1 protein-coding gene is annotated in these 549 nt (G+C 44.3%); it reads right to left on the minus strand.

Features of this window, described 5'->3' with window-relative positions:
• Positions 1–389 (minus strand): sigma factor-like helix-turn-helix DNA-binding protein (locus KQI22_RS13755; protein ID WP_216553442.1); only part of this gene is annotated, 389 nt, incomplete at its 3' end.
• Positions 390–549: the final 160 nt, after the last annotated feature.

Genomic DNA, 549 nt, shown 5'->3' on the forward strand with positions numbered 1-549 from the left:
TGCATGGTAGCACGTCGTTTCTGCTCGTCCTGTTGGATGTGATAGCAGAATTGAGAATACATGAGCGGAGCATCGCCGTTGGCACGGCAGTCTTCCATGTATTCAGTCCACAGGAGTTTCTTACAGACTCCGTTACGGAGTAATTCTTTGTGGACATAATCGTAGTCAGGCATCCTTTTATTGGATTTGACTTGCTTTGCAGAAGGAAAAAACTTTTCTGCAAGAATGGCATTGGTATCGCTTTTATCAAGTGGCCAGGAAATATCTAATTCCTTTGCACGCTTCAAAACGCGATTGACCGTTTTCTTGGAGACATTGCAGCTGTCGGCAATGCTCTGCTGACTGAGTCCCAGACTTTTTAGCCTGAGAATCTCTCGATACTTGGTCATGGTCATGACCTCCTTTGAATGAATTTACACCGGCTGGTGCATGATTACATTCTAAAGGATTTATGATAAAGGTTTCCATTACTGGAATGGTGGTTTCCTAAAAAACAGATTTGCGGTTTCCTGTCACCGGACAGCAGGGACACGAGCACTGGATTATTCA

It is taken from the genome of Kineothrix sp. MSJ-39, assembly GCF_018917935.1.
GTDB lineage: Bacteria > Bacillota > Clostridia > Lachnospirales > Lachnospiraceae > CAG-194.